The sequence below is a fragment of the Collinsella sp. AF33-16 genome, assembly GCF_003475325.1.
Classification (GTDB): domain Bacteria; phylum Actinomycetota; class Coriobacteriia; order Coriobacteriales; family Coriobacteriaceae; genus Collinsella.
In genome coordinates, this window is record NZ_QRQC01000013.1 from 19,817 (window position 1) to 38,920 (window position 19,104).

14 protein-coding genes are annotated in these 19,104 nt (G+C 60.2%); 9 read left to right on the plus strand and 5 right to left on the minus strand.

Annotation, left to right across the window (positions count from 1 at the left end; translation table 11 throughout):
• Positions 1 to 5: 5 nt before the first annotated feature.
• Positions 6 to 191 (minus strand): DUF362 domain-containing protein, encoded by a 186-nt coding sequence (locus DWZ52_RS06260; RefSeq protein WP_006235216.1) that lies wholly within the window; start codon positions 189 to 191, stop codon positions 6 to 8.
• 658 nt (positions 192 to 849) lie between these two features.
• Between DWZ52_RS06260 and dnaK the strand changes: the two genes are divergently transcribed.
• From dnaK to DWZ52_RS06285, 5 genes are all read left to right on the plus strand, one after another.
• Entirely contained in the window at positions 850 to 2,742 is a 1,893-nt protein-coding gene (gene dnaK, locus DWZ52_RS06265) for a molecular chaperone DnaK (protein WP_117646418.1), read from the plus strand.
• Between the two features lie 2 nt (positions 2,743 to 2,744).
• Entirely contained in the window at positions 2,745 to 3,587 is an 843-nt protein-coding gene (locus DWZ52_RS06270) for a nucleotide exchange factor GrpE (RefSeq protein WP_117564549.1), read from the plus strand.
• A 107-nt stretch (positions 3,588 to 3,694) separates the two neighbouring features.
• Entirely contained in the window at positions 3,695 to 4,660 is a 966-nt protein-coding gene (locus DWZ52_RS06275; protein ID WP_117564550.1) for a DnaJ C-terminal domain-containing protein, read from the plus strand.
• A gap of 72 nt (positions 4,661 to 4,732) precedes the next feature.
• Positions 4,733 to 5,149 carry a heat shock protein transcriptional repressor HspR gene (locus tag DWZ52_RS06280; RefSeq protein WP_055250809.1) on the plus strand — a complete coding sequence of 139 codons (417 nt, stop codon included), beginning with the start codon at positions 4,733 to 4,735 and terminating at the stop codon, positions 5,147 to 5,149.
• Between the two features lie 271 nt (positions 5,150 to 5,420).
• Positions 5,421 to 7,721: a hydratase gene (locus DWZ52_RS06285; protein WP_118385146.1), complete on the plus strand. Its 2,301-nt coding sequence runs from the start codon at positions 5,421 to 5,423 to the stop codon at positions 7,719 to 7,721.
• A gap of 209 nt (positions 7,722 to 7,930) precedes the next feature.
• On the opposite strand, the gene DWZ52_RS06290 is transcribed toward DWZ52_RS06285, so the two are convergent.
• A complete protein-coding gene (locus DWZ52_RS06290) occupies positions 7,931 to 8,578 on the minus strand; it encodes a hypothetical protein (RefSeq protein ID WP_118385147.1) in 648 nt (215 codons plus the stop codon).
• 668 nt (positions 8,579 to 9,246) lie between these two features.
• Between DWZ52_RS06290 and DWZ52_RS06295 the strand changes: the two genes are divergently transcribed.
• Positions 9,247 to 10,362 carry an ATP-binding protein gene (locus DWZ52_RS06295; RefSeq protein WP_158559633.1) on the plus strand — a complete coding sequence of 372 codons (1,116 nt, stop codon included), beginning with the start codon at positions 9,247 to 9,249 and terminating at the stop codon, positions 10,360 to 10,362.
• A gap of 245 nt (positions 10,363 to 10,607) precedes the next feature.
• Here the strand turns inward: DWZ52_RS06295 and DWZ52_RS06300 are convergent, their stop codons facing one another.
• The gene (locus DWZ52_RS06300) at positions 10,608 to 11,276 is read right to left on the minus strand and encodes a hypothetical protein (RefSeq protein WP_089573291.1); all 669 of its coding nucleotides are present in this window, start codon (positions 11,274 to 11,276) and stop codon (positions 10,608 to 10,610) included.
• A 481-nt stretch (positions 11,277 to 11,757) separates the two neighbouring features.
• Between DWZ52_RS06300 and clpB the strand changes: the two genes are divergently transcribed.
• The 3 genes from clpB to DWZ52_RS06315 all read left to right on the plus strand — a co-directional run bounded on the left by clpB (position 11,758) and on the right by DWZ52_RS06315 (position 16,251).
• Positions 11,758 to 14,385, plus strand: coding sequence for an ATP-dependent chaperone ClpB (gene clpB, locus DWZ52_RS06305; protein ID WP_117648111.1), 2,628 nt, complete (start codon positions 11,758 to 11,760; stop codon positions 14,383 to 14,385).
• 131 nt (positions 14,386 to 14,516) lie between these two features.
• Entirely contained in the window at positions 14,517 to 14,690 is a 174-nt protein-coding gene (locus tag DWZ52_RS10020) for a hypothetical protein (RefSeq protein WP_192934549.1), read from the plus strand.
• A gap of 208 nt (positions 14,691 to 14,898) precedes the next feature.
• Complete coding sequence (locus tag DWZ52_RS06315) at positions 14,899 to 16,251, plus strand: ATP-binding protein (protein WP_117637939.1); 1,353 nt, start codon at positions 14,899 to 14,901, stop codon at positions 16,249 to 16,251.
• Between the two features lie 73 nt (positions 16,252 to 16,324).
• Here DWZ52_RS06315 and DWZ52_RS06320 read toward each other — a convergent pair whose 3' ends face one another.
• Both DWZ52_RS06320 and DWZ52_RS06325 read right to left on the minus strand, forming a co-directional pair.
• A complete protein-coding gene (locus DWZ52_RS06320; protein WP_117634472.1) occupies positions 16,325 to 17,812 on the minus strand; it encodes a hypothetical protein in 1,488 nt (495 codons plus the stop codon).
• 242 nt (positions 17,813 to 18,054) lie between these two features.
• On the minus strand, positions 18,055 to 19,062 hold the full coding sequence (locus tag DWZ52_RS06325) for a DUF5692 family protein (RefSeq protein WP_118385148.1): 1,008 nt from the start codon (positions 19,060 to 19,062) through the stop codon (positions 18,055 to 18,057).
• Positions 19,063 to 19,104: the final 42 nt, after the last annotated feature.

The window sequence follows — 19,104 nt, forward strand, 5'->3', positions numbered from 1 at the left end:
AGTTGTTACTCCTCGACGATCTCGGTGATCGCGCCAGCGGGGCAAGCGTCCTGGCAAGCGCCACAGGCGACGCAGGAGTCCTCGTCGGCGACGGTAGCGACGTCCTGGAGCTCCAGAACGCCAGCGGGGCAGGAGTCGACGCAAACGCCACAAGCGATGCACTCGTCGGCATCAATTACGGGATGAGCCATGGTAGTTTCCTCTCTGTTGACCGACGCTACAGGCGATGCGCGTCGGTTTGATTCGGGCAAAAACATACCACGGGAGCGACCGTTTGCAATACCCTCTGGCCGGCATCTTCATACCGTTCGCCGAGTATGCCAAGGTTTACTAAAAAACGCGCAGGTGGGGCCGTTGAGCTGCGCAAATGTTAGCTATAGGTGACTTGTAATATTGACCTATTGAGCGCGCCTGCGGAAAGGGCATCCCGTTATTTGGCCGAAAACCGGGTCGCAGTTTCCGGTTGGGCCCGCTAGCGGAAACTGCGACCCGGTATCAGCTCTCAAAACGGGATACGGTTTCCGGTTGAGCCTTCAGACGGAAACTGCGACCCGGAATCCACGCTCAAACCGGGATGCGCTTGCCGCAAGACGGCCCCCAGGCACCCCCGGACGCAAACCTCAGCCATCTCTACATAGATCTCAATAGATTTGCCGAGAACTCATTCAGCGCATCTACCTGCGCATTTAAGAACCTAAACTCTCAACAATAAGAAATCTTATATGAATTGACTTAGATTTTGTATATTCCGGCCCATAAGGGGATACACTACATCCTGAAAGACAAGCCGAAGCGCCGCGCGACAGATCGTCGAGGCGGCGCGAACGCAAAAGAGAGAGGGAATTTCTAATGGGCAAGATTCTTGGTATCGACCTTGGTACTACTAACTCCGCAATGGCCGTCCTCGAGGGCGGTTCTCCGACCATCATCGTGAACGCCGAGGGCGACCGCACCACCCCGTCCGTCGTGGGCTTCCGTGCCGACGGCGACCGCGTCGTGGGTAAGGCCGCTAAGAACCAGGCTGTCACCAACCCCAAGAACACCGTGTTCTCCATCAAGCGCTTCATGGGCCGCAAGTACTCCGAGTGCACCTCCGAGCTCAAGACCGTGCCGTATGAGGTCAAGGAGGGCCAGGGCGGCCGTGCCGTCGTCGACATCGAGGGCAAGGATTACACCGCCGAGCAGGTGAGCGCCATGGTGCTCGCAAAGATGAAGGCCGACGCTGAGAAGTACCTGGGCGAGACCGTCACCGACGCCGTCATCACCGTCCCGGCCTACTTCAACGACGCCCAGCGTCAGGCCACCAAGGACGCCGGTAAGATCGCCGGCCTCAACGTCAAGCGTATCGTCAACGAGCCGACCGCTGCTGCTCTGGCCTATGGCCTGGACAAGCAGGGCTCCGACCAGCGCATCCTGGTCTTCGACCTGGGCGGCGGCACCTTCGACGTCTCCATCCTCGACCTCGCTGACGGCGTGTTTGAGGTTCTGTCCACCTCGGGCGACAACCACCTGGGCGGCGACGACTGGGATCAGCGCGTCATCGACTGGATGGCCGATAAGTTCCAGCAGGAGAACGGTGTCGACCTGCGTCAGGACCCCATGGCCCTGCAGCGTCTGAAGGAGGCCGCCGAGAACGCCAAGAAGGAGCTCTCCGCAGCCCAGCAGTCCACCATCAACCTGCCGTTCATCACCATGAACCAGTCTGGCCCGCTGCACCTCAACTACACGCTGACCCGCGCCGAGTTCGAGAAGATCACCCGCGACCTGCTCGAGCGCTGCAAGCAGCCTGTCACCAACGCCCTGCGCGACGCCAAGCTTAAGCTCTCCGATCTGACCGAGGTCATCCTCGTCGGCGGCTCCACCCGTATGCCCGCCGTCCAGGATCTGGTCAAGACCATGACCGGCAAGCAGCCCAACATGTCCGTGAACCCCGACGAGGTCGTTGCCGACGGCGCTGCCGTCCAGGGCGGCGTGCTCACCGGCGACGTCGAGGGCATCCTGCTGCTCGACGTTACCCCGCTGTCGCTGGGCGTCGAGACCATGGGCGGCATCATGACCAAGATGATCGACCGCAACACCACGATCCCGACCTCCAAGACCGAGGTCTACTCCACCGCTGCCGACAACCAGACCAGCGTCGAGATCAACGTGCTCCAGGGCGAGCGCGAGCTTGCCCGCGATAACAAGTCGCTCGGTAAGTTCCAGCTGACCGGTATCCCGGCTGCCCGCCGCGGTGTGCCGCAGATCGAGGTCACCTTCGACATCGACGCCAACGGCATCGTCAAGGTCTCTGCTAAGGACAAGGGCACCGGCAAGGAGCAGCAGATCACCATTTCCGGCTCCACCGCGCTTTCCGACGACGAAGTCGATCGCATGGTCAAGGACGCCGAGGCTCATGCCGAGGAGGACAAGAAGCAGAAGGAAGAGGTCGAGGTCCGCAACCAGACCGACAGCCTGTGCTACTCCACCGAGCAGACCCTCAACGAGCTGGGCGACAAGGTTTCCGCCGATGTGAAGTCCAAGGCCGAGGCCGCTATCGCCGACGCCAAGAAGGCGCTCGAGGGCTCTGACGTCGAGGCCATCAAGGCCGCTGGCGAATCCCTGCAGTCCGTAGCCTACGAGCTGGCTCAGGTTGTCTACGCCGACGCTCAGCAGCAGACCGACGGCGCCGCCGGTGCCCAGCCTGCCGACGATGACGTTGTCGACGCCGACTACGAGGTTGTGGACGACGAGGACAAGTAATCATGTCCGCCCGTAAAGCTCGCACGGAGGCGGCCGCCGCTGGCGCCGCCCCCGTTGACTCTGAGGAGAAGGACGTGAAGATTCCCGTAGAGGCCGTCGACGATACCGAGGCCAACGAGGCCGAGGCCGCCGAGGCTGCCGAGAACCAGGTAGAGGATTCCAACAAGGAGGCGACGATGACCGAGGACGAGATGGTGGAAGCCGCTATCCGCGCCGGTGAGGAAGCCGCCGACAACGACTTTAAGCTCAAGTTCGAGCAGGCCCAAAAGGAGCTTGCCGACGTACGCAGCGAGCTCGATGCTGCGGCAGAGGCTCAGAAGGCCGCCGAGGACAAGGCAAAGGACGCCACCGAGCGTACCGCCCGTCTGCAGGCCGACTGGGAGAACTTCCGTCGCCGCACCGCCAGCGAGCGTATCGCCGAGCGCGAGCGCGCGACCGAGAAGCTTGTCACCGCGCTGTTGCCGGTGGTTGACGATATCGAGCGTGCAATCGACCATGCCCGTAGCCAGGAGCTTTCCGACGACTTTAAGCAGTTCGTCGATGGCGTTGATGCGGTGCATGCCAAGCTGCTCGATGTGTTTGCGCACGAGGGCGTTGAGCCCATCGACCCCAAGGGCGAGGCGTTCGATCCGCTCGAGCACCAGGCCGTGGGGCGTGTCGAGGACGCATCGCAGTACGACGAGACCGTCAACGACGTGTACCAGAAGGGCTACCGCATGGCGGATCGCATCCTGCGCTCCGCGATGGTGACGGTGACCTACGGTGGCGAGAAACGCCCCGCACCGGAGCCCGAAGCGGCGCCCGAGGATGCTACGGCCGATACGGCCGAGAGCACCGAGGAGTAATTGAGAAGGGCCCCGGGGCAACACCCGGGGCCCTTTCTGGCCTAGTGCCATATGACAGTATGAGCCGCCGCCCGTTGAGCGGTGGATGAAACAGGAGAGGAGCTACGATGGCTGCAGGCAAAACCTTCTATGACATCCTGGGCGTATCCAAGAGCGCCTCCGACAAAGAGATCAAGAGCGCGTTTCGCAAGCTCGCGCAAAAATACCACCCCGATGCCGGCGGCGACGAGGCCAAGTTCAAGGAGATTAGCGAGGCTTACGAGACGCTTTCGGACGAGAAGAAGCGCAAAGAGTACGACCAGATGCTCATGTTCGGCGGCATGCCGGGCGCGGGCGGCGCGTATGGCGGCGGCTACGGTGCCGGCGCCGGTGCGAGCGGCTGGGGCGATATCTTCGACAGCATCTTTAGCGGCAACGGCGCCTGGGGCAGCGATTGGGGCTCGGGCTTTGCCGGGGCTGCGGGTGCTGCCGGTGCCGGCGCGGGCCGCAGCCGTGCTCGCAAGGGCGGCGACCTGTCGCTGACTGTCGACGTGACGGCCGAGGACGCGTTCCGCGGCGTGACGCACAAGGTCACCTACCGCATTCCCTCGACGGGCGAGCAGCAGACCATTACGGTCTCGGTGCCTGCGGGCGCCGTGGATGGCGGCAAGCTGCGCTACAAGCGTCGCGGCGAGTATGGCGTTGCCGGCGGCGAGCGCGGTGACCTGGTCGTGACCACGCACGTGGAGGAGCATCCGCTGTTTAAGCGTAAAGGTGCCGATGTGACCATGGAGGTACCGATCTCGGTTTACGAGGCGGCGCTCGGCTGCACGGTGGATGTGCCCACACCCGGCGGCGCGACGGTTCGTCTGAAGGTGCCGGCGGGCACCCAGACGGGCAAGAAGTTCCGCTTTAAGGAGATGGGAGCGCCCGACGTTAAACACCGTGGCCGTACGGGCGCGCTGCTCGTCGAGATCAAGGTGCAGGTCCCCACGAACCTATCCGATGACGAGCGCGATGCCATGGCCAAGCTGCGCGAGGCCGACACGCGCGACTATCGCGAGAAGGTCAATCGTTACAAGGCGACGTACTAGGGCGGTCGCGGCGCACGCCCACGCCCGCGGGCTTATGATGGACGATAACGAGACGGAAAGGGGTCAGGTAGCATGGCCGAGGACAATAGGAATAAACCGCTGTACATGATCAGCGTGGCGGCCGAGTTGACCGGCATGCATCCGCAGACTCTGCGCGTCTACGAGTCCAAAGGCTTGGTGAATCCCCAGCGCTCGGGCGGTAACACGCGTCTGTATTCGCGTGCCGATATCGAGCGCCTGGAGCTCATCAACCAGCTGACCGACGAGGGCATCAACCTTGCCGGCGTGGTGCGCATCCTCGATATGAAGGAGCGTGCCGAGGAGCGCGAGCGCGAGAACGAAAAGCTCCGCGCCCGTGTGCGCCAGCTCGAGGACGAGCTGCACGAGTACAAGATGCAGAAGAAGATCACCGCCCTGGCCCCGCGCGATGGCTCGGTCAACCCCGAGCAAGTCATGCGCAAACTGCTGGGCACGGGCGGCGACCTGTAGGCACTCATTGGGGACAGACTTAAATGAGTACCTGCAGAATGAGAGTGGATAATCTCCCGTTTTTTGCCTGTTTGCAGGCTCAAAGTGGGAGATTATCCACTCTCGTCATTTGAGCGTCTAAGTCTGCCTCCCCAGGACCTAACTCGTCCTCTGCTTTACTGAGATAAAGTGAACGCAGAGATTCGTAACCCACTCGCAACCGTTCTATGGCACGATATTGAACGAATGTATGCTATGCGCCCAAATCGTTTTGGGCAGAGTGGGAGACAGTATGGTCAAGCTGTACGAGGATGGCATCTACCTGCGCGGCGGCAGCGAGGTTGTGCCTGCGGCCGAGGCTGCCGAGCGCGGTATTACGCAGACGCCCGAGGATGCCAAGCGCGGCACCATCGCGTATTCGATCCTCCAGGCACACAATACGTCCGGAGATCCCGAGGCACTCAAGATTCGCTTCGACGCCATGGCGAGCCACGACATCACCTTTGTCGGCATCATCCAGACGGCGCGCGCCTCGGGCATGGAGCGGTTCCCGCTGCCTTACGTGCTCACCAACTGCCATAATTCGCTGTGCGCCGTGGGCGGCACCATCAACGAGGACGACCACGTCTTTGGCCTCTCGGCCGCCAAGAAGTACGGTGGCATCTTCGTTCCGCCGCATATCGCCGTTATCCACTCCTTTATGCGTGAGAACTTCGCGGGCTGCGGCAAGATGATTCTGGGCTCCGACTCGCACACCCGCTACGGCGCCCTGGGTACCATGGCCGTGGGCGAGGGCGGCGGCGAGCTGGCCAAGCAGCTGCTGCGCGACACCTACGATGTCGCCTATCCCGGCGTCGTCGCCATCTACCTCACGGGTGCCCCGCGCCCCGGCGTCGGCCCGCACGATGTGGCGCTCGCCATCATCCGCGCCGTCTTTGCCAAGGGCTACGTCAAGAACAAGGTCATGGAGTTCGTGGGCCCCGGCATCGCGAGCATGACGACCGACTACCGCAACGGCGTCGACGTCATGACCACCGAGACCACCTGCCTGTCGAGTATCTGGGCCACCGACGAGGACACGCACGCGTTTTTGACCATGCATGGTCGCGGCGACGACTACCGCGAGCTCAAGCCCGCCGATGTCGCCTACTACGACGGCTGCGTCGAGGTCGATCTGTCCAGCATCAAGCCCATGATCGCACTGCCGTTCCATCCTTCCAACGGCTTTGAGATCGACGAGCTCAACGAGAACCTCGAGGACATCCTTCACGAGGTGGAGCTCGAGGCCGCCAAGATCGGCGAGGGCAAGACGCACTTTAGCCTGCTCGATAAGATCGTCGACGGCAAGCTGCGCGTGCAGCAGGGCGTTATTGCCGGCTGCTCGGGCGGCAACTACGACTCCGTGGTCCAGGCTGCCCGCGTGCTCAAGGGCGCCAACACCGGCTGCGGCGAGTTCTCGCTGTCGGTCTATCCCACGAGCCAGCCCGTGGCACTCGAGCTTACACGTCGCGGCTATATCTACGACCTTATGGAGGCCGGCGCGATTGTGCGCACGGCATTCTGCGGCCCGTGCTTCGGTGCCGGCGACACGCCCGCCAACAACGGCCTTTCGATCCGCCACACTACGCGCAACTTCCCCAACCGCGAGGGTTCCAAGCCGGGCAACGGCCAGTTGAGCGCTGTGGCTCTGATGGACGCCCGCTCCATTGCAGCGACGGCTGCCAACGGCGGCGTCCTGACGCCGGCGACCGACCTGCCCGAGGACACCTGGGACGAGGCCTGCGAGTACACCTTTGACGATGCGCCGTACAAAAAGCGCGTGTACTGGGGCTTTGGCAAGGCGGAGCCTGCCGACGAGCTGGTCGAAGGCCCCAACATCAAGCCGTGGCCCGCGATGGAGCCGCTCGGCGACGATATCCTGCTCAAGGTGTGCTCCAAGATCATGGACCCGGTCACCACGACCGACGAGCTCATTCCCTCGGGCGAGACGAGTTCCTTCCGCTCCAACCCGCTGGGTCTGGCCGAGTTTACGCTGAGCCGCCGCGACCCGGCCTACGTGGGCCGCTCCAAGGAGGTCGACGCCGTGGAGAAGCGCCGCGTCGCCGGCGAGTCCGCGGGCGACCTAGCGGCGCTTGATGCCGAGCTTGCCGGCGTGTTTGAGGCACTGGCGGGCGCGGGCGTCGCGGCCGATGCCAAGGCGACAGAATACGGCTCCGTGCTCTATGCCAAGAAGCCCGGTGACGGTTCCGCTCGCGAGCAGGCCGCGAGCTGCCAGCGCGTGATCGGCGGCCTAGCCAACATCGTTCACGAGTACGCCACCAAGCGCTATCGCTCCAACGTGATGAACTGGGGCATGGTGCCCTTCCAGATGGAGACGGAGCCCAACTTTGAGGTGGGCGACTACGTCTTTGTGCCGGGTATCCGTGCCGCGCTCGATGGCGACCTCAAGAACATCGCCGCCTACGTGGTGCGCGTCGACGGTGCGGTCGAGCAGATTGAGCTCTACATTGCCGATATGACGGCGGAGGAGCGTGCCATCGTTAAGGCCGGCTGCCTGATCAACTACAACAAGTTCAAGGCCGCTGCCGAGTAACGCACTTAATTGTCCGCCCGGGGCCACCCTTTCCCGCCCGCTCACGCGCTTCGCGAGGGTCGCGTTCGGCAAAGGGTGGCCCCGGGCTACGTTTCTGCGTTCTCGTTGGGTCTTGAGGGACGCGAATAAATAGACTTGCTTGATGCCGCCTCTTTTTATTGGGGCGGCTTCTTTTTGGACCACCACAAAGGTGTCTGTCCGGCGGGTTCTTATTTCGATGGGGGCCAGGTTATCTCATCGTCAAATAGCCAAGTGCGTGCTGAGCCGCTGTCGCGCGCTGTCTGCGGATCGGGCTCGCAGGTTTGTTCGTAGGCATCCTCGGTACACCGATCCATAAAATCGACGACTGCCGTCTGGTCGCCTTCCATGACGTAGATCACGTTGCCATCCGAGATATAGACTCCCGGCCCTTCGTTGTCCACGTAGCCGGGGTCGTATGAAACGTTGCACAGTCTGCTCCCGTTTGCCGCATCGAGTTCAAGGGTCGAATAATACCCGCCATTCATTTGGCCTTTCTTGGCTCGATATATTGCGGCGCCGTACCATCGCTTAAACGTCTTGCCTTTGAGTAAACTGGTTGCCTTGCCGATAAGCTGCTCATTTTGGGTATAGCGCGTGGCTCCAAGTTCGATTCGGGGATAGTTGCTGACCCCAAGCGCTGCGGGCGTACCGTCGAAATCGACGGTGATTGAATCGGGTTTGACGATATCGGTGAGGATTTCGATGGGATAGCTTATGGTTTCAACCGCCGCCTGCGTCGCCGAGGCAGGGAGAAATGCGAGATAGATAATGCCTACGCCGACTGCGGCAATCGCAAACGCTAAGACGAGCAGGCCGATATAGGTGGAGCGTTTCACGGCGGGTACCTCGCAAACAGCATGCATTCATTAAGATAAGTGATACCAGCTTACGACAATATTCAAAAGAAAGCGACCGCCCGGAATGAGAGGGCTAAAAGGCCCTATTGGGCTTCGATTTGGGATCGCTAAACGTAGACTGGGCTTGATGCCGCCTCTTTTAATCGGGGCTGATTCTTCTCTGGACCACCACAAAGGGGACAGGCGCCTTTGTGGTGGTTTCATTGGTCTCAATCTGTAACAGCTGGGCTGCAAAAAGCGGGTTTGGTGTTACAGGTTGAGATTTTCGGACGGGGCTCCGCGGTTAATCTCGATCTGTAACATCTGGACCCCAATTTGCCGAGTAGTTGTTACAGATTGAGACAAACGGTTGCCGTCGATCGCTTCATCTAAATCTGTAACACCTGGGACCGAAAAGGGCCGCTGGATGTTACAGGTTGAGACAGCGGGGTGTGTTGGAGCGAAAACCACCACAAAGGCCCCTTGCGGTGGTTTTTGAGGGGCCAAATGTTTTCCTGTTAGAGTCCAACGCGGACTGTTGGCACCTTTAGTTGTTAGCGGCGGGAAACGGCCGCATGATTAAATAGTTGAACTATTCTCACTACTTTCACTATTTGCACTATTGATACTATAATCACGATAACGACGACAGTAGGAAGGTGGGGACATTGAAGCGCACGATAATCAACCCGTTTAAGCCGACCGCTGGCGCTGAACCTCCGGTCCTTATCGGACGCGAGCGGGTTATTGATGATTTTAGGGACGGCATCGAAGAAGGCGTGGGCGCCCCCGGAAGGCTCATGCGCATTACCGGCCCGCGCGGGTCGGGCAAGACGGCGCTGTTGACAGAGCTCGGCGATATTGCGAAGTCGTATGGTTGGCGCGTGGTTGACGTGACTGCGGCGGGCAGTATCGTCGACGCCATTCAACATGAGCTCGCACGCACCTCGGACAATACCGAGCTTCATTTAGAAGCAAGTCTTGGTGTGGTGAAAGCGGGCGTATCTAAGTCCTTGACCGGGCCTGAGACGTTGCGGGGCGTCTTGACGAGCGTGGCGTCGCGGGAAACGCAACATGGTGCCGGTCTGCTGGTGACGGTCGATGAAATACAGGATGCGGATGCTGATGACGTGCGGCTCGTTGCAGCGGCCGTGCAGCACCTTATCCGCGAACGCAAGAATATCGCGTTTGTATTTGCTGGCTTGACCATGGGCGTAATGGACCTCATCAACGGCCGTGCCCTTACATTTCTACAACGAGCTAAGGCTGAGGAGCTCGCCTCGATTCCGCTGTCGGATGTTTCGGATTCGATGGCTTCAACCGTGGAAGGTGCCGGTTTGCACTTGGATGGCAAGGCGCTTGAAATGACGGCTTGTGCTACGAGGGGATATGCGTATCTCGTGCAACTCGTGGGCTATCGCGTATTCGCGAATGCGCGCAGGCATGCCGACCGCGATGCGTCGATTTCACTTGAGGATGCCCAGAAGGGCATTGAAGATGCGTATGGGGAGTTTGAGGGCTCCGTGCTCGACGTTGCCCTTGCCGATTTGCCGCTTCGCGCGATTGAGTACCTCATTGCCATGGCCAAGCATGAGGGGAATGTGCCGACCAAAGAGATCGCAGCGGGGCTCTCCTTGCCCCCTGCGAGCCTGACAGCGACACGACGGCAACTTATCAAGGCACAGGTTATCGATGCGCCCTCACGTGGCATGGTGAGGTTCTCGATTCCATTGCTGCGCGAATATCTGCTTAAGAGCTCGAATGAAATCCTATCAAGATATTGATATTTGTCGGATAGCTTGAAGGGGCCAAAAGCCAACGTCAGAGACTAAAAACGGCCTTCAACGCCGGCGATTGGTCCCTGCCAACCCAAAGAAGCCGCCGCAGGGATGGTTCCTGCGGCGGCTTCTTGCATCGTAGGGCGGAAATGATCGCCGAAAACCACCACAAAGGGGACGGGCACCTTTGTGGTGGTGGGGAGCGAGCTCGATGTCGCCGTTCGGGTTGAGCAACATTTCAATGAAAACCTCTACAGGATTTCGTCCGGGCTGGCGGATTTGGTCGTTTTGGGGATGCCGAGTTTGGACGATGCGAAATCGTCAACATTGTCCTTGATTCCATCTTTAGTGAAGACGGTGACCGTATAGGTGCTGTGCCCAAATTCGCTTTTGTCGCGTATCGCCCAGGCCTGCCAGTAGGCAGCTCTGCCTCGCTCTCTGATTTTTCCTATGCGGCGGAGTTCTGTTCGCTTTAATTTCTGGTCGCTGTCGACGGTTCGGCCGACCTCATCGGTGAGCCCGCACTGTTCAAGCAGTTTGTCGAGGACTTGGTTCATGTGACGCTCATCGGTGTTTGGAGCATAGTCGTAAGCGAGGGTGATGGAGGCAAGGGGTTGGTCATCGATCAGATAGTTCATCGCTTGAGGTTCAAGGTTGAAGTAGGGAGAACGTCCGTCGACCTGACCGAGCAGCGGCAGCTTTGACCGCCAAAGCCCGGTGGGAATTGCATCTTCGTAGAGCACACCGCGGCAGATAAAGGAGAGCGAGGTGGCACGCGAGCCGGCGTCGACCATCCCGCACAAATCGAAGGGCGAGGCGATACCCAGGGAAAAGGGTGTGACGACGATAAGAAAGAGCATCACGATGGGTATGGCGAGAATGGCAATGACGTTGCGAGCAGTAGAATAAGACGACTTCATATCTGCTCCTTGAGACGAAGAGCTATCAAGAACGAGAGAAATGAATATGCTTTAATCACAGTTCATTTTAACCTCAATACGAGCAGGAATAACGGATATTAGGAGCGAGCTCGATGTTGATGTGGACCAACACAAAGGTGCCTGTCCCCTTTGTGGTGGTTCCGTTTGTCTCGATCTGTAACAGCTGGGCTGTTAAAAGCGGGCCTGGTGTTACAGATTGAGATTTTTGGGCGGGGCTCCGCGCTCCATCTCAATCTGTAACACCTGGGACCGAAAAGGGCTGCCAGATGTTACAGATTGAGACAGTTGGGTTCCACGGTCGCGCCGGACCGACACTCTCAAGTCCTATCTCTCAATCACTCAGAAAATCTTATATATAGAGACTTAGATTTGTGTATAAGATCGCGTAAAGCTGGCAACAATACTTCTCGAACAACGTGAAGCCGCCCCGTAGGGCGGCCGCCCCAAGAGAGGTGATTCCATGAGAATCGATAAGCTAGCAATGACGTCGCGCGAGGCGCTGCAGACCGCCATGAGCACAGCTGCCGACGCGCAGGCCGGCGCGGTGGAGCCGATTCACCTGCTGTCCGCCCTGCTTGGTGCCGGCGAGCGCAATATCTCCGTGATCATCGAGCGCATCGGCGCCGATCCGGCCCAGCTTGCACGCTCCACACAAGATGCCATCGACCGCGCGCCCAAGGTTTCGGGCGAGGGCCAGCAGATGGGCCTTTCCAATGAGCTCGTCCGTGTCATCGAGAAGGCCGAGAAGAAGGCCACCAAGATGGGTGACAGCTTTGTGGTGACCGAGCATCTGCTGATGGCGCTTGCCGAGGACAAGGGCGAGGCTGGTCGTGTACTGCGTGACGCTGGCGTGACCAAGGAGCGCATCGAGCAGGTCTACGAGGAGCTGCGTGGCGATGACCGCGTGACGTCTGCCGAGGACAAGACCCAGTTTGAGGCGCTGGAGCAGTACGGTCGCAACATCTGCGATCTGGCCCGCGCCGGCAAGCTCGACCCGGTCATCGGCCGTACCGACGAGATCCGCCGTACCATCCAGGTTCTGTCCCGCCGCACCAAGAACAACCCCGTGCTCATCGGCGAGCCGGGCGTCGGCAAGACGGCCATCGTCGAGGGTATCGCCCAGCGTATCGTGGCCGGCGACGTGCCGAGCACCCTGCGCGACCGCGACCTCATCGAGCTCGACATGAGCGCGCTGGTCGCCGGCGCCAAGTATCGCGGCGAGTTCGAGGACCGCTTGAAGGCCGTGCTCAAGGAAGTGCAAAAGGCGCAAGGCAAGGTCATCCTGTTCATCGATGAGCTCCATACCATCGTGGGCGCGGGTGCCACCGAGGGCTCCATGGACGCCGGCAACATCCTCAAACCGGCGCTCGCTCGTGGCGACCTGCACGCGATCGGCGCGACCACGCTCGACGAGTACCGCAAGTACATCGAGAAGGACGCGGCGCTCGCCCGTCGTTTCCAGACCGTGATGGTCAGCGAGCCTACCGTCGAGGACACCATTTCAATCCTGCGTGGCCTGAAGGAGAAGTACGAGATCTTCCACGGCGTACACATCACCGATAGCGCGCTCGTGGCTGCCGCCGACCTCTCCGACCGCTACATCGCCGACCGCTTCCTGCCCGACAAGGCTATCGACCTGGTCGATGAGGCCGCGAGCCGCCTGCGCATGGAACTCGACAGCATGCCGGTCGAGATCGACGCCACCACGCGTCAGCTCACCCAGCTGCAGATCGAGGAACAGGCGCTCATGAAAGAGACCGACGACGCCTCTAAGGAGCGTTTGGAGGCTCTGCGCCAAGAGATTGCCGAAGTCCAGGAAAAGCTCAACGTGCAAAAGGCCGGCTGGCTCAACCAAAAGAACGCCATCGACCACGTGCAGGAGCTTAAGGGCCAGCTTGACGCGGCCAAGAGCGAAGAGGAGCGCGCGACGCGCAACGGCGATCTGGGCCGTGCGTCCGAGCTTCGCTATTCTGTGATCCCGGGTCTGCAGCAGCAGATTCAGGATTCCGAGGCTGCGCTCGAGGCGCAAAAGCAGCAGGACGGCGAGGGCCTCAACGAACAGGTGACCTCCGATGAGATCGCCGAGGTCGTGAGCGCCTGGACCGGTGTGCCCGTGTCCAAGATGATGCAGGGCGAGCTCGACAAGTTGAAGGGCTTGGAGGGCGAGCTGCATAAGCGCGTTATCGGTCAGGACGAGGCCGTCTCCGCTGTAGCCGCGGCCGTGCGTCGCAGCCGTGCGGGTCTCTCCGACCCAGACAAGCCCATCGGCAGCTTCTTCTTCCTGGGCCCCACCGGCGTGGGCAAGACCGAGCTCGCCAAGGCGCTTGCCGAGTGCCTGTTCGATGACGAGCGCGCACTCGTGCGTATCGACATGTCCGAGTACATGGAGAAGTTCAGCGTCCAGCGTCTGATCGGTGCGCCCCCGGGATACGTGGGTTACGACGAGGGCGGCCAGCTCACTGAGGCCGTGCGCCGTCGTCCGTACTCCGTGATCTTGCTCGACGAGATGGAGAAGGCTCATCCGGATGTCTTTAACGTGCTGCTGCAGGTGCTCGACGACGGCCGTTTGACCGACGGTCAGGGTCGCCAAGTGTCCTTCAAGAACACGATTATCATCATGACGTCCAACGTGGGCTCCAAGGCTATCGCCGATCTGTCCGGCAAGGACGAGGAGGAGATGCGCCATCAGGTTGACGGGGCCATGGCTCAAACCTTCCGCCCCGAGTTCCTCAACCGTATCGACGATATCGTGGTGTTCCATCCGCTCGGCATGGCGCAGATCGAGAAGATCGTCGACATCCAGCTCGCCGACGTCCGCGCGCGTCTGGCCAAGGAGCGCATGACGCTTGCCATCACCCCGGCGGCCAAGCAGATGCTCGCCGTGGGCGGCCTGGACCCGGTCTTTGGCGCCCGTCCGCTCAAGCGTCTGGTTCAGCGCGAGGTCGTGGATGCCATCGCCGCCGCTATCATCGACGGCACGGTGCGCGAGGGCGATCAGGTGACGGTCGATGCCGACAAGGACGGCGGCTTTACCGTCGTGTGCGATAACACGCCGGCGGCCACCTACGAGGTCCCCGACGCCGAGTAGATTTTTGGGATATGCCTTAAAATCTACCAGCCGTCTCTAAACGCCAAGGGCGGCGGATCCATTGGGTCCGCCGCCCTTTTTCGTGCGACAATCGATGATGCCGAACGGATGCGATGTAAGGAGCTATGCAGATGAAAGACGAGATCAAGACAAGCGCGCCGGCGCCCAGGCCCACGTCCAAGCCGGCGCCCAAGCCGCGCGACCCCTACATCCGTGCCGAGAACGAGGACGATGACGGCTACGATCCCTACAGCGATCGCCGCCCCGAGCGCGAGCCCCTCTTCGAAGCTGACCCCTGGCGTTAAGTAGCTCATTTGGGACGGGGCTTTTTTAGCTACTTTGTTTTCGGCTAGAGGCGTTCATGCCTGCCCCCCTCGGCCGCTCGATATCCTCCGGGAGGGGCCACTAATAGAAAACTTGCTTATCCATTAATCAAGATACGCACAATCTTGCTCTCCTGCTAATCAAGAATCGTTATAATCTTGATTAGCAGGAGAGCAAGATTGGAGAATTATGGCATTCAACGACTTGGTGGCTCAAAAAATAAAGGACTTTGAGCAACAGGGGATTCCGCAGGTCTTTGAGCGCGACCTTGATCTGGGCAACCCGCAGGAGCCAAAGCGCGACAACATCGTATATGTGATTGTGGGCGCCCGTCGTTGTGGAAAGACGTATCGCCTGTATCAGGAGATGCGGCGGCTTCAGGGCCAAGGCGTCGAGCTTGACCGGATGCTATATTTCAATTTTGAGGATGAGCGCTTGCGTCCGTATGAGCCATCGCTACTAGCGGACGTGCTCGATACATTCTATGCACTATATCCTGCTGCTCGAGGCGAGGGCGCCTACCTTTTCTTTGACGAGATCCAGGAAATACCCGAATGGGGTGCGTTTCTGCGACGCGTGGTCGATACGGAGAAGGCGACCGTTTACGTGACGGGATCTTCTTCTAAGATGCTGTCCTCAGAACTTAAGAGCGAGTTCAGGGGCCGTTCTCTTGTGCGAGAGCTTTTTCCGTTGAGTTTTTCGGAATACGTCCGATATAAGACGGGGAGCGTTCCTGAGTCGAACGCGCCCTTCTCCTCAAGCGCTGCAGCGTTGCTCCGACACCATCTGGTCGGATATCTCGAGCGAGGGGGATTCATCGCGACACTTGAGCAGACGCCCGCAGACGCGATTCAGCTGCTACAGGAATATGCGTCGCGAACGGTCGCTATGGACGTTGTGGAGCGTTACGACGTCAAGAGCCCTCGTTTGGCCTCACTGTTTCTGACGCGGTGTATGGCATCTTCGGGACGAGAGCTGTCGGTGAACAAGGTGTACAACGAGTTCAAGAGCAGGCAGATACCCGTCAGTCGTAATTCGCTCAGCGACTTACTTGAGTATTACGAGGACGCCTACCTGCTGTTTTCTGTGCCGGAGTTTACGCGTTCACTTGCAAATAATACGCGGTCTGCGTCTAAAGTCTACGCTGTCGATCCTGCGATGTTTGGAGCATTCTCTCCCGCATCGGCATTGGACCAGGGCCAGAGGCTCGAGACTGCGGTGTTCAATGCGCTCAGAAGAAGGACTCCTGCGGTGCGGGTCGGTTCGGTCTGCCGCCTACTGGTCAAGGAGAAGAATAAAAGCCATGAGGTTGACTTTGTGGCTGGGGATGCACTTCTCATGCAGGCTTATAGCCTGACTCAGGTGAGTGTGGATATGGCAAGCGAGAAAACGCGCGAACGCGAAATTGCAGCCCTCGATGCCTCGATGGCCCAGTTTGATCTTGGCGAGTCGGTAATCGTTACTATGGATGAACAGGCCGATATTCCATGTGAACACGGTGTGGTACACGCTGTGCCCGCATGGAAGTGGCTCCTTGCCTAATCATCTACGGATCTGTGGGGCCAGGACCTCCTGGCCCCTTCATCACGGTTGGGGAGTACCATGATGCGCCCGGCTAGTCCTGGGCCTTGATGCTCGGCAGCAGAATCTGGGCGATGTAGTCGCATTCGAGCTTGGTGGCAGCGTCGGCCTTGCCGTCTTTGCCGACCAGCACGCTCTTGATCTGGCTGTAGGTGTAGCGGTTGCCGGTCGTAAGCTCGACAAGCTCAATGGCTGTGTCCATGGGATAGGTCGACACGGGGTTCTGCGTGCGCCCGTTGATGGTCTGGGGCACCACGTACGGATAGACGGGGCCGCTGGCGTAGACGGTATAACCGTTGCCTAGATTGGCCGCACCCAAAACCGTATCGCCCTCATCGGGCGTAAAGCTCTCGCCCTCGCGCACCGCGACGAGCGTCACAATCGGCGTATCGCTGTCGCCGGCAAGATAGATGCATAGCGTGCTGCCATTTTGCCAAGTCTCGACCTTGCCGTACCATTCGACGGGGATATCGAGCTGGTAGAGGTCGGTTGCCTTGTGACGGGCGTCGGCATCACGGGCTGCCTGTGCCTTTTGCGCGCTCACGGCATTGACGGCGGCGTCGCGCCGCGCGGTTGCCGCCTGCTGGAGCACCTTGGCGGTGGCGGCGGAGCTCGCGCCGCCTTCCTCGGCATACTTGGCGGCGGCGTCGATCTGGTCGTTGGTTACCGTGTCGGCCGAAGGCACCTTGAGTTTAAAGGCAGCCTGGGCACTTAAATCCTGTCCATCGCTCTTAACGGTGACCTGCGTCTTGGTGGTCGGGACGGTATAGATGGTGCCGTCGGCCGCGATGGGGGAGGCAGCGATGGAGAGCGTGTAATCGCCGGGCAGCAGTTTGATGCCGCGGCCGTGCTCGTCAACGTAGAGCGTTTCGCTCACAGAAGAGCCGTCGGAGTCCTGGCCACTCACCTGCACGGGGATCTTTGAGCCGGTGGAGCAGTCGAGTCCCGCGGCATGTACGCCAATTTGCACCGACATCATGGTATGGGCGTTTGCGGCAACTACGGCGGCCTGCTCTTGCTGGTATCCGTTCCAAGCCGCATAGCCCGCGCCGCCGGCGACGAGCGCGACGGCCACGACACCGGCGACCATCAGATTGCGGCGCTTGGGCGACATCTTACGATGACGAACCTCGGCTTCGTGTGCCGAGGGAGCGGACGGCAGGGGAATATCTCCCATGGCGATGGTCTCGTCGACGACTGGCGCAGAGCCCAAGCCGGGGAGCTCGCGGGTGAGCGATTCGTCGACGGGCAAGTCGCCAAGCAGGGAGGTCTCATCTCCCGCGTTGGGTTCCGGTTGGCCATTGCCCTCGTCATCGCCTTTTTCGACATCGGCTTCATCGCGAGCATCCTCGACGTCGTCGCCCGTATCCGGTATGCCATCGCCCGCCGCGTCCTGCATGTCGACGATTGTCTCGTCAAACGCAACTTCGTCCAGCGAAAACCGGTCTAGGCTCTCCAAGGCCTCGGCGCACGCCGCTGCATCTTGGGCCGCGTCCTCTTGGCCCCTCGTCTCATTTTCCATATATCCCCCAAGCTCAATATCGGGACAACAATGTACCCAAAATTAAGGTCACATAGAGCTGGCGTGCAGTCGGAAATTCGATTTTATCTGCGCGATACATTGTGAATATGTGCATGAATGCACGCGCGACAGCAAAAAGCCCCCGGAAAGCAAACGAATTGCTTTCCGGGGGCTGCGCATAACGCGAGATTACGGAGCCAAAGAGACGCGCCTGCATCCAAATGCGGACGGCAGCGAGCGCGTTACTCGGCGTGTGCGTAATCCACCTTGGCGCGGCGAGCGGTAGCCTTCTCCCAATCGCTGGTGCCCTCAAAGACATCCTGCTTGTAGGGATTGCGGCCGAGCTTCTTGGCGCGGTAGGCGATGTAGATGATCGCGGCGATGTTGGCGACCAGTGCGGCGATCGAGACCGCGGTAGCGGCGCCGGGGTCGAGCGTGGAGTGGGTCACAAAGATGGACTCCTCCTGGAAGTACGGGAACACCTGGGCAAACATGCACCAAATAGCAAGCGTAAAGGCGCGGTTCTGGATCCAGCCGCCCTTGTTCCAGATAAAGGCGGCGACGGTGGGCGCCAGCAGCAGCGCAAAGCCGCAGAACCAGGAGTGGGTGGGCAGGCAGTTGTAGGTGTAGCAGAAGTTCCAGATATCGTAGGCGATGATGTAGACCCAGGTCATGTCGGGCCACAGCATGTCGGTCTTGTCCTCGGAGGCGTAGACGCTCCACCAACCGGTCATGCAGAAGATGTTGATGATACCGGCGATGCCGTTGAACACGTTGTTCCAGCCGGCGAGCTGCGTGGCACCTTCGGAGGTGACCCAGGTGGACTGGCCCAGGACAAAGAAGTGATAGGCGCTCTCAAAGTCGGACACGACGGCGATCATGATGTTGATGGCGACGATCACAAACGGCCACGCGCGGAACCAATGCGCCTTGCCGATCTTGCCCCACTGGTACTTAATGGCAATGAAGCCCCAGCAACCGGCCAGCGCCGCGTATACCTTGGCGTAGTGGAACCAGCTGTTCTGGTACACATGGGTGGGGTTGGTGAGTGCCCACTCGGCACCCTGCGAAACGCCGATGGCGATGGCGACGCAGTAGATGGTCATGGCAAGCGGAGCTACGCCAAAGATGATTGCCGCGCCCAGCTTGGTGCGGCGGCCGACCTCGTTGAGCACGATCAGGCCGATAAAGACCATCGCCCAGCCGACCCAGTGGATAAGGGTATCGCTACCCCAGACATCGAACAGCATGCTGCTCTCCTTTCATGCGCCCGCGTCCCCTCTTCCGTCGCG

Coding starts and splice junctions, on each gene's coding strand:
- DWZ52_RS06320 (WP_117634472.1), bottom strand. CDS start 17,812: ATGGAAAATGAGACGAGGGGCCAAGAGGACGCGGCCCAAGATGCAGCG.
- DWZ52_RS06280 (WP_055250809.1), top strand. CDS start 4,733: ATGGCCGAGGACAATAGGAATAAACCGCTGTACATGATCAGCGTGGCG.
- DWZ52_RS06315 (WP_117637939.1), top strand. CDS start 14,899: ATGGCATTCAACGACTTGGTGGCTCAAAAAATAAAGGACTTTGAGCAA.
- DWZ52_RS06325 (WP_118385148.1), bottom strand. CDS start 19,062: ATGCTGTTCGATGTCTGGGGTAGCGATACCCTTATCCACTGGGTCGGC.
- DWZ52_RS10020 (WP_192934549.1), top strand. CDS start 14,517: ATGAAAGACGAGATCAAGACAAGCGCGCCGGCGCCCAGGCCCACGTCC.
- DWZ52_RS06300 (WP_089573291.1), bottom strand. CDS start 11,276: ATGAAGTCGTCTTATTCTACTGCTCGCAACGTCATTGCCATTCTCGCC.
- dnaK (WP_117646418.1), top strand. CDS start 850: ATGGGCAAGATTCTTGGTATCGACCTTGGTACTACTAACTCCGCAATG.
- DWZ52_RS06285 (WP_118385146.1), top strand. CDS start 5,421: ATGGTCAAGCTGTACGAGGATGGCATCTACCTGCGCGGCGGCAGCGAG.
- DWZ52_RS06270 (WP_117564549.1), top strand. CDS start 2,745: ATGTCCGCCCGTAAAGCTCGCACGGAGGCGGCCGCCGCTGGCGCCGCC.
- clpB (WP_117648111.1), top strand. CDS start 11,758: ATGAGAATCGATAAGCTAGCAATGACGTCGCGCGAGGCGCTGCAGACC.
- DWZ52_RS06260 (WP_006235216.1), bottom strand. CDS start 191: ATGGCTCATCCCGTAATTGATGCCGACGAGTGCATCGCTTGTGGCGTT.
- DWZ52_RS06275 (WP_117564550.1), top strand. CDS start 3,695: ATGGCTGCAGGCAAAACCTTCTATGACATCCTGGGCGTATCCAAGAGC.